Source organism: Actinomadura fibrosa (assembly GCF_900659615.1).
Classification (GTDB): domain Bacteria; phylum Actinomycetota; class Actinomycetes; order Streptosporangiales; family Streptosporangiaceae; genus Spirillospora; species Spirillospora fibrosa.
In genome coordinates, this window is the sequence record NZ_CAACUY010000319.1 from 1 (window position 1) to 8,896 (window position 8,896).

Genomic DNA, 8,896 nt, shown 5'->3' on the forward strand with positions numbered 1-8,896 from the left:
GGAGGCGTTCGGCCGGGTGGGAGCCCGGCCGGCCCGGCGGCCGGTGGTGCCCGGGCCGCCCGCCGAGGCGGGTGGCCGGGGCCCGGCCCCTTCTTTGGAACGTTCCTAAACGGTGATGCGGTGATGGAAAGCCCGGCGCCGGGCGCCGGACTCCGTCGGGCTCATGACTTCACGGCGTCCTCGCGGCGGAACGCCACGGTCGCGGTGGGCAGTTCGGGGAACGGGCCGAGCTCGGTGGCGAGCGACCGGAGGCCGTCCGCGAGCTCGACGCGGGGCCGGTAGCCGATGGCCTCCAGCTTGGAGATGTCGGCGACGAGCCGGAAGCTGTCCTCCAGCATGGAGTCGTCGACCTCCAGGCGGGCGGGGCGGCCGGTGGCGCCGGCCACGGCGTCGGCGAGCTCGCGCATGGAGACCTCGCGTCCGCTGCCGATGTTGTAGGCCTCGCCGGGCACGCCGGACTCGGCGAGCGTGAGCAGCGCCGAGCAGACGTCGGTGACATGGACGAAGTCGCGCGTCTTGCGGTCGATGTCGCCGACGACGGGGATCGGGAGCTGGTTGAGCTGCCAGCGCAGGAACTGCGAGACCTCGCCGCCGGCGGAGCGCGGGTCCTCGCGCGGCCCGTAGATGACGAAGGGGCGCCCGATGACGACGGGCAGGCCGACCGCGTCGTGCATGCTGCGCAGGGTCAGCTCGCCGGAGTACTTGGACGCGCCGTACGGCAGGAACGGCCGCGTGGGGTGGTCCTCGCTGATGGGGAAGTGCTGCGGGGTGCCGTAGACGATCGCCGAGGACAGCGAGACCAGCCGCTTGACGCCGAGCTCCGCGCAGGCGTTGCCGACGTTGCAGGTGCCGAGGCCGTTGACCTGGAAGTCGAAGCGCGGGTACTCGACCGACTTGGTGCCGCTGGCGTTCCCGGCGAGGTGGAAGACAGTGTGCACGCCCCGCAGGGCCAGCAGCGCGTCGCCGTAGTCGCGCAGGTCGGCGCGCCGGTACCGGACGCCGGGGAGGGCGGCCAGTTCGGGCGGGGGATAGCTGAGGTCGACGATGGTGACGTTCTTGCCGAGCTCGGCCAGCATGGCCACGAGATGGCCGCCGACGAAGCCGGACCCTCCGGTGACGGCGACGTCGTCGTCGCTCGGGGGGCTCGTGTCGAACGCGTTGGTGCTCATGAACCTGACTCCAGACATCGTGCGCCCCGGGCGGGGCGCTTGGGGGTGGGACGGTCGTGCACGCGCCGGTCGGGGCGTGCACGGGCGGGCCCGCGGTGTGCGGGCGTGCGCGGGCGGGCGCGCGGACGGGCATGCGCGCCTGGACGGAGAGCGGCGGTCGCGGACGGGAGGCGGGCGGGCGCGGTCAGCGGCCGCCGCCGAGCGCCTCCACGCCGCGCCGGACGGCGCCGATCATGTGCTCCACCTGCTCGTCGGTGAGGTGGTCGTAGATCGGGAGCTGGATCTGGTGCTCGAAGTAGGTCTTCTCGGCGACCGGGCACTCGCCGTACCGGTGGCCGAGCGCCCGGAACTCCGGGAGCAGGTGGATCGGGAAGTAGCGGATGACGATCTCGATGCCCTCCTCTTCCTGCAGGTGCCTGATGAAGTCGTCCTTCGAGGCGCCGACGATCTCGGGCTCGTAGAAGAGCGTGTACAGGTGGTAGACGTGGTGGGCGTAGGGCTTCTCGCTCTGGACGCCGATGCCGGGCACGGCGTTCAGCCCGTCGTCGAGCCGGTGCGCGATCTCGCGGCGGCGGTCGTTGAGCCGGTCGAGCCTGCCGAGCTGGACGGCGCCGAGGGCGGCGCTCAGCTCGCTCATCCGGAAGTTGTTGCCGACGAGGTAGCGACCGTCGGCGTAGTCGTGGGTGTAGGAGCGCAGCACGTGCGCGTCGCGGTAGTAGGGCGGCTGCCGGTAGGGGCCGATGGCGGGGACGCCGCGCTCGGTCATGCGGCCCCAGTTGTGGATGGTGCCGAGCGCGCGGGCCATCTCGGCGTAGCGGTCGTCGCCGGTGACGAAGGCGCCGCCCTCGCCGGTGGTCATGTTCTTCAGCGAGTGGAAGCTGAAGCAGCCGATGTCGCCGATGGTGCCGAGGGCGCGGCCCTCGTAGGTGGCGCCGGCGGCGTGCGCGCAGTCCTCGACGACGGTGAGGCCGTGCCGGCGCGCGATGTCCATGACGGGGCCCATGTCGACGGCCTGGCCGCCGTAGTGGACGACCCAGATGGACTTGGTGCGCTCGGTGATGAGGGGCTCGATGGTGGCGGGGTCGATGTTGAGGCTGTCGGGGTCGATGTCGGCGAATCTGACCACGCAGCCGCGGGCCTGGAGCGGCCAGGTGGTGACCCAGAAGGTCTGCGGTGTGGTGATGACCTCGTCGCCGGGCTCCAGTCCGAGCACCTGCGCGGCGAGGAACAGGGCGGTCGTGCACGAGCTCGTCGCCTGGGCGTGCGGGGAGCCGAGCCGCTCGGCCAGCAGCCGCTCGAACTCGGCGCCGCGCGGGCCCATCGCCAGGGTGTCCTGGCGCAGGGCGGCGGTCACCGCCGCGATCTCCTCCTCTCCGAGCCGGTTGGAGATTCCGCTGTAGGGCACCACATAGTCCATTACGGCGCTCGCCTCCTTGGTCGCTGCCGCCGTCCGAAGCGCGCCGGCGCATCGCCGCGCGGGGATCCGCCCGCCCCGCGGGGGTCCGCGGGGGCGTGGCCCGGTGCGAGCGGTCGTCAACACCGGACCGGCGAAAGGTAAATACAATTTGAAGTTGCCGCCGCGGGAGATCTACCGGATGCGTGATCTCACTCGCGCTTCTAGAGTCGATCGTAATCGAGTTCTGATCCCGATCGGTATCGACCCGGGGGAAGAAAAGAGTAACCCGCTCTCGATGTACGTCTCCACGCACCAGTCGAAGGTAAAGCTCCTATGGTCCAATTAAATGGCGGGTCAAATGCGGGCGGCATTTCCCGTTTTGCCGCCATATTCACATGCGAGCCGTGGCGCCGGAACAATGCGGCCGCCGGACATGACCCCCATGTCCCGCGGTCGTCCGGGCGCCGTCCGACGACGACCGTCCAGTGGAGGCCTGGGACGCGATGGGCGAGATGGAGCGGATGAGCAGCGGGACCGCGCTGGTGACCGGCGCCTCGCGGGGTCTCGGGGCCGCCATCGCGGCGGCGCTCGCCCGCGACGGTTTCGCCGTGGCGCTCAATTTCCTGCGCGACGCGGAGGCGGCCGCGGCGCTGCGCGGGCGGATCGTGGCGGGCGGGGGGCGGGCGGAGGCTTTCCAGGCCGATGTCACCGACGAGGCCGAGGCGGCCGAACTGCACCGGCGCGTCGTGCAGTCCTTCGGCCCGGTGGACGTGCTGGTGCTCAACGCGACCGGCCCACAGCCGGATATTCCGCTGGACGAGCTGCGCTGGCAGGACGTGCTCGCGCAGCTCGAATTCTTCGTGAAAAGCCCTTTCCTCCTCGCCCGGGGCGCCGTGGCCGACATGAAACGGCGCCGGCACGGCCGCATCGTCCACGTCGGGTCGGACGTGGTGGAGCTCGCGCCCGCGGGGTCCAGCGCCTACGTGGCCGCGAAGTCGGCGCAGCTCGGCCTGACCCGGTCCTGGGCGCGCGAGCTCGGCCCGCACGGGGTGACGGTCAACTACGTCGCCCCGGGCTGGATCCCGACCGACCGGCACGAGGGGGTGCCGTCCGCGGTGAAGGACGACTACGCCGGGCGCGTCCCGCTCGGGCGGCTGGGCGCGCCCGCCGACGTGGCGGAGGCGGTCGCGTTCCTCGCCTCGGACCGGGCCGGCTTCATCACCGGCCAGGCCATCGCGGTCGACGGGGGGATGGCGTTCACCTGACGCCGGGCCGGGGGCGGGCCGCGCGGAGGGCGCCGCAGCTCCCGCGGACGACCAGCTCGGTGGGCAGCACGACGGGGCCGCCCCTCCCCCGCCGGGCGCGGTCGCGCAGGAGCAGCTCGCAGGCGCGGTAGCCGATGTCGCGGGCGGGGCGGGCCACCGCGGTGAGCGGCGGGTCGCACAGCTCGGCCCACGCGACGTCGTCGACCATCGCGATGGAGACGTCGGCGGGGACCCGCAGGTCCAGCTCGCGGGCGACCAGGACGGCGGCCTCGCCGAGCAGGTGCCCGGCGGCGAGCACCGCGGTGACGTCCGCGCGCCGCTGGAGGAGCCCGGCGGCGGCCGCGTAGGCGGCGTCGCGGGCGGGGCGGGCGGCGACGACGAGGTCCTCGTCGACGGGGACGCGGAGCTGGCCGAGGGTGTCGCGGAACGCGCGCTCGCGGACGCCGGGGGCGGCGCCCGCGGCGGCGGCGCCGAGGAACCCGATCCGGCGGTGCCCGAGGCCGACGAGGTACTCCACGAGGGACCGGACGCCGCCGGCGTCGTCGGCGAGGACGGACGGGACCTCCTCCAGCCCCGGCAGGACGCGGTCGGCGAACACGACGCTGGAGCAGACGCGGGCGGCGGCGCGCCAGTCGGCGGCCCGGCCGGCGGGCAGCGCGATGACGCCGTCCACGCGCTGCTCGACGAGCCGGTCGAGGATCTCGGCCTCGCGGGCGGGGTCGCCGTGCGCGGCGTCCACGATGACGTGCTCGCCGAGGGTCCGCGCGCAGGCCAGCACGCCCGCGACGAGCTCGGCGCAGAACGGGTCGGTCACGTCGGGGACGATGAGGCCGATGCCGCCGCTGCGCCGCGTCTTCAGGCCGCGGCCGAGGGCGCTCGGCCGGTAGTCCAGCTCGCGGGCGGCGGCGAGCACGCGCTCGCGGGTCGCCGCGCCGACCGAGCCGGTGCCGGAGAAGACACGGGAGACCGTGGCGATGCCGACGCCCGCCGCGGCCGCGACGTCCTTGATCGTCGCCGTTCGCCGCTCCGCCACCGCGCACCTCCCGGTTTCCCGCCTCTTTTCGATCATCTTCTCATGGCGCCCCCTCCCCTGGAAACGATTCCATGCGCTTTACTCTCCCCACTGAGGTGAATGCCCTGCTTGTCGGGGATTGATGGGAAACGTTTCCATCGGAAGGGGATTCGATGGCCAAGATCGTGCTGGACCGGGTGGACAAGGTGTACGCGGGCGGCGTCAAGGCCGTGGACGGCCTCGACCTGGAGATCCGCGACGGCGAGTTCATGGTCCTGGTGGGCCCGTCCGGCTGCGGCAAGTCGACCGCGCTGCGGATGATCGCGGGCCTGGAGGAGATCAGCGGCGGCAAGATCTCCATCGGCGACCAGGTCGTCAACGACCTGGCGCCGAAGGACCGCGACATCGCGATGGTGTTCCAGAACTACGCGCTGTACCCGCACATGACGGTCGAGCAGAACCTCGCGTTCGGCCTGAAGCTGCGCGGCACGCCGAAGGCCGAGATCAAGCAGAAGGTGCACGAGGCCGCGAAGATGCTCGGCCTGGAGCAGTTCCTCGGCCGCAAGCCCGCCGCGCTGTCGGGCGGCCAGCGGCAGCGCGTCGCGATGGGCCGCGCGATCGTCCGGGAGCCGCAGGCGTTCCTCATGGACGAGCCGCTGTCCAACCTGGACGCCAAGCTGCGCGTGTCCATGCGCGCCTCGCTGAGCCAGCTCCACGAGCGGCTCGGCGTCACCACCGTCTACGTCACGCACGACCAGGTCGAGGCCATGACGCTCGGCTCGCGGGTGTGCGTGCTGCGCGAGGGCAAGCTCCAGCAGGTCGACACGCCGCAGCGGCTGTTCGACAACCCCGTCAACCTGTTCGTGGCGGGCTTCATCGGCTCCCCCGCGATGAACTTCGTCTCCGCGGAGCTGACGCGCGGCGACGGCGGCGTCCAGGTGTCCTTCGCCGGGTTCACGCTGCCGGTGGCGGACGCGCTGCTGCGGAGCAAGCCGGGCCTCGCCGACTACATCGGCCGCTCGGTCATCCTCGGCATCCGGCCGTCCGACTTCGAGGACGCCGCGCACGCCAACCCGGAGTGGGCGCCGATGGCGGTGCGCAGCAGCGTGACCGAGGAGCTCGGCAGCGAGATCAACGTCATCTTCACCATCGACGCGCCGCCGGTGGAGCACAAGGACACCGCCGACCTCGCCGAGGACGCCTCCGAGGGCGAGTCCGACATGGCGATCCCGCTGATCGAGAACAAGGCGCTGTGGACGGCCCGCGTCAACTCCCGCTCGCACGTGCGCCCGGGGCAGGACGTGAACCTGGCCGTGGACACCAAGCGCCTGCACTTCTTCGACCCGGCCAGCGGCCTCGCGATCGGCCACTCCGACGCCGCCGCCGTGGACACCGCGGTCGACGCCCCGGCCGACACCGTCGAGGACGCCCCCGACCTGCGCAAGGGCTGACGACCGGCTTCGAGCACGAACGGCACAGAGCACGAACGGCGACGCCCACGGCCCCTTGCGGGTCGTGGGCGTCGCCGTTCCGCGATATGCGCGGCGCGTCAGGCGGGACGCGTCAAGCGGGACGCGTCAGGCGCGGCGCGTCACTTCACCGAGCCCGCGAGGACGCCCTGCACGAAGTAGCGCTGGAACGCGAAGAACACGACCAATGGGACGATCAGCGACAGGAACGCGCCGGGCGCGAGGATGTCGATGTTCCCGGTGAACTGCCGCATCTGCGACTGGAGCCACTTCGTCATCGGCTGGGAGTCGGTGTTGGCGAACACCAGCGAGACGAGCAGATCGTTCCACACCCACAGGAACTGGAAGATCCCGAGGGACGCGATCGCCGGCCCGCCCAGCGGGAAGATGACCCGCCGGAAGATCGTCCATTCGGAGCCGCCGTCCATCCGCGCCGCCTCCAAAAGGTCCCGGGGGATCGCCGCGAAGAAGTTGCGGAGCAGGAAGATGGCGAACGGCAGGCCGAACGCGACGTGGAACAGCACCACGCCGGTGACCGAGCCGAACATCGTGAAGCCGCCGAACTCGATCTTGCCGTAGAGCTTGGCGACCGGCAGCAGCGCCACCTGCACCGGGACGACCAGCAGCGCCACCACCAGCAGGAACAGCCAGTCGCGGCCGGGGAACTCCATCCAGGCGAACGCGTACGCCGCCAGCGAGGCGAGCGCCACCACCAGCACCGTCGCGGGGACGGTGATGAGGATGGTGTTCCAGAAGGAGTCGACGAAGTCCGGCTTGTCGAGGAGGGCGGAGTAGGAGCCGAAGGTGAGCTGCGACGGCTCGGAGAACACCTTCCACCAGCCGCTGGCGTTGTTGTCCTCGTTGGTGCGCAGCGACTCCACCAGCAGGCCGAGCGTCGGCACCAGCCAGAAGATCGCGATGAGCACCAGCAGCGCCTGCGCGACGCCGCCGCCGAGCCGCCCGACGATCCGGGCGGCGACGCTGCGCCGCGGCGCCCCGGCGGCCCCGTTGCCGGCGCCGCCGTTCGCGGTGCCGCCCTTCGCGCCGCCCGTCGTGGTGGCCTTCGCGCCGCCCGTCGTGGTGGCCTTCGCCGCGTGCCTCCCGGTGTCCCTTGTGGTGTCCCTCGTCTCGGCGGCGCCGTTCGCGGCGTCCGTCCCGGGGACGTCCCGTCCCGTGCCGTCCGCGGTGCTCATTTGCGCTCCTGCCGCAGTCGCCGGATGTTGAACAGCATGGCGGGCAGCACCAGCACGAACAGCAGCACGGCGATCGCGCTGCCGGCACCGGGGTCGTTGCCGCCGCCGAACGACTCGGTCCACATCTGCAGGGCGAGCACGCTGGCGTTCGGATCGCCGCCGCCGATGATGAACACCAGGTCGAAGACCTTCAGCACGTTGATGGTGAGCGTCACCAGCACGACCATCAGCACGGGCGCCAGCAGCGGGATCGTCACCCGCCGGAACACCTGCCACTCGGTCGCGCCGTCGACGCGGGCCGCCTCCAGCGCGTCGCGCGGGATGGCGGCGAGCCCGGCGGCGATCAGCACCATCGCGAACCCGGACCACACCCACAGGTACGACCCGATGATCGCGGGCGTGATGAGCGTGCTGCCGAGCCACTCGGCGCCGCCGTAGGACGCGGTGAAGTTGTCCTTGGGCAGCCGGACCGTGACGGCGCCGGACGGCACCTTCGCCATCGTGAACGTGCCGTCGTCCTTCGTGGTGGCCTTGGCGACGACCTTGCCGTTCTGGACGGCCTCGACCCGGATGCCCGGCAGGCCGCTCTCCCCCGCGTTCGGGGCGTTCTGCTGGCCGCCGCCGCCCTTGGTGAAGTCGAACCAGACGGTCCCGGTGAGCTTGCCGGGGGCGGACGCGGGCGGCCGCGCGGCCGGCTTCGCGTCCTCCGGCAGGTACTCGGGCTTGACCTTCAGCAGCGGGACGAGCGCGCTCTGCCCGGCGGAGAACGAGCCGGTCGTCACGACCGCGCCGCCCTCGTCGCGGACGGGCTGGTTCCCGCCGCCGCGGGGCCCGGCGCCCGGGTAGGTGCGGTCGCTCTTGAACATGTCGTGCACGCCGACCAGGACCGCGTTCGCGACGCCTTTGTCCGGGTCCTGCTGGTACACCAGCCGGAAGATCACGCCGGAGGCGAGGAAGGAGATCGCCATCGGCATGAACACGACCATCTTGAACGCCGTCGACCACCGGATCCGCTCGGTGAGGACGGCGAACAGCAGCCCGATGATCGTCACGACGGTGGGCCCGACGACGACCCAGATCGCCGTGTTGCGCACCGCGACGATGTTGTCGTGCCCCTGGAAGATCCCGGTGTAGTTGTCGACGCCGACGAACGAGTCGCCCGCGGCGTCGAAGAAGCTGCGGATCACCGTGTAGACGATCGGGTACACGACGAGGAAGCCGAGCACCAGCAGCGCGGGCAGCAGGAACAGCAGCGCCAGCCAGGACGGCGGGGTGAGCCGCTCGCGGCCCCGGCCGCGCCGAGGAGCTGACCGGACGCGATGCGGAACAGCAGCGCGTAGCCGATCTGGCCCGCGGCGCCGGTGACGGTGACGTTGACTGGGGTGCGCGTCA

At 72.0% G+C, this 8,896-nt stretch carries 7 protein-coding genes; 2 read left to right on the forward strand and 5 right to left on the reverse strand.

Features of this window, described 5'->3' with window-relative positions:
- Nucleotides 1-161: 161 nt before the first annotated feature.
- Together E1300_RS44500 and E1300_RS44505 are read right to left on the reverse strand one after the other, a co-directional pair.
- Nucleotides 162-1,169: an NAD-dependent epimerase/dehydratase family protein gene (locus E1300_RS44500; protein WP_131763310.1), complete on the reverse strand. Its 1,008-nt coding sequence runs from the start codon at nt 1,167-1,169 to the stop codon at nt 162-164.
- Nucleotides 1,170-1,353: 184 nt separating this feature from the next.
- Nucleotides 1,354-2,586, reverse strand: a complete 1,233-nt coding sequence (locus E1300_RS44505) for a DegT/DnrJ/EryC1/StrS family aminotransferase (protein WP_131763311.1) — start codon at nt 2,584-2,586, stop codon at nt 1,354-1,356.
- A gap of 464 nt (nt 2,587-3,050) precedes the next feature.
- Here E1300_RS44505 and E1300_RS44510 point away from each other — a divergent pair, with 464 nt between their 5' ends.
- Nucleotides 3,051-3,830, forward strand: coding sequence for an SDR family NAD(P)-dependent oxidoreductase (locus E1300_RS44510; RefSeq protein ID WP_242619791.1), 780 nt, complete (start codon nt 3,051-3,053; stop codon nt 3,828-3,830).
- Here E1300_RS44510 and E1300_RS44515 read toward each other — a convergent pair.
- Nucleotides 3,823-4,863, reverse strand: coding sequence for a LacI family DNA-binding transcriptional regulator (locus E1300_RS44515; protein ID WP_242619792.1), 1,041 nt, complete (start codon nt 4,861-4,863; stop codon nt 3,823-3,825). The genes E1300_RS44510 and E1300_RS44515 overlap by 8 nt on opposite strands.
- 152 nt (nt 4,864-5,015) lie before the next feature.
- Between E1300_RS44515 and E1300_RS44520 the strand changes: the two genes are divergently transcribed.
- A complete protein-coding gene (locus tag E1300_RS44520; protein WP_131763313.1) occupies nt 5,016-6,293 on the forward strand; it encodes an ABC transporter ATP-binding protein in 1,278 nt (425 codons plus the stop codon).
- A 140-nt stretch (nt 6,294-6,433) separates the two neighbouring features.
- On the opposite strand, the gene E1300_RS44525 is transcribed toward E1300_RS44520, so the two are convergent.
- On the reverse strand, nt 6,434-7,504 hold the full coding sequence (locus E1300_RS44525; protein WP_242619793.1) for a carbohydrate ABC transporter permease: 1,071 nt from the start codon (nt 7,502-7,504) through the stop codon (nt 6,434-6,436).
- On the reverse strand, nt 7,501-8,490 hold the full coding sequence (locus E1300_RS44530; protein ID WP_370785970.1) for a carbohydrate ABC transporter permease: 990 nt from the start codon (nt 8,488-8,490) through the stop codon (nt 7,501-7,503). The genes E1300_RS44525 and E1300_RS44530 overlap by 4 nt, the downstream gene beginning before the upstream one ends.
- Between the last annotated feature and the right edge of the window lie 406 nt (nt 8,491-8,896).

Excerpts from the sequence above, each read along its gene's own strand:
- E1300_RS44500 (WP_131763310.1), bottom strand. The coding sequence starts at position 1,169 with ATGAGCACCAACGCGTTCGACACGAGCCCCCCGAGCGACGACGACGTC.
- E1300_RS44505 (WP_131763311.1), bottom strand. The coding sequence starts at position 2,586 with ATGGACTATGTGGTGCCCTACAGCGGAATCTCCAACCGGCTCGGAGAG.
- E1300_RS44520 (WP_131763313.1), top strand. The coding sequence starts at position 5,016 with ATGGCCAAGATCGTGCTGGACCGGGTGGACAAGGTGTACGCGGGCGGC.
- E1300_RS44525 (WP_242619793.1), bottom strand. The coding sequence starts at position 7,504 with ATGAGCACCGCGGACGGCACGGGACGGGACGTCCCCGGGACGGACGCC.
- E1300_RS44530 (WP_370785970.1), bottom strand. The coding sequence starts at position 8,490 with ATGGTCGTGTTCATGCCGATGGCGATCTCCTTCCTCGCCTCCGGCGTG.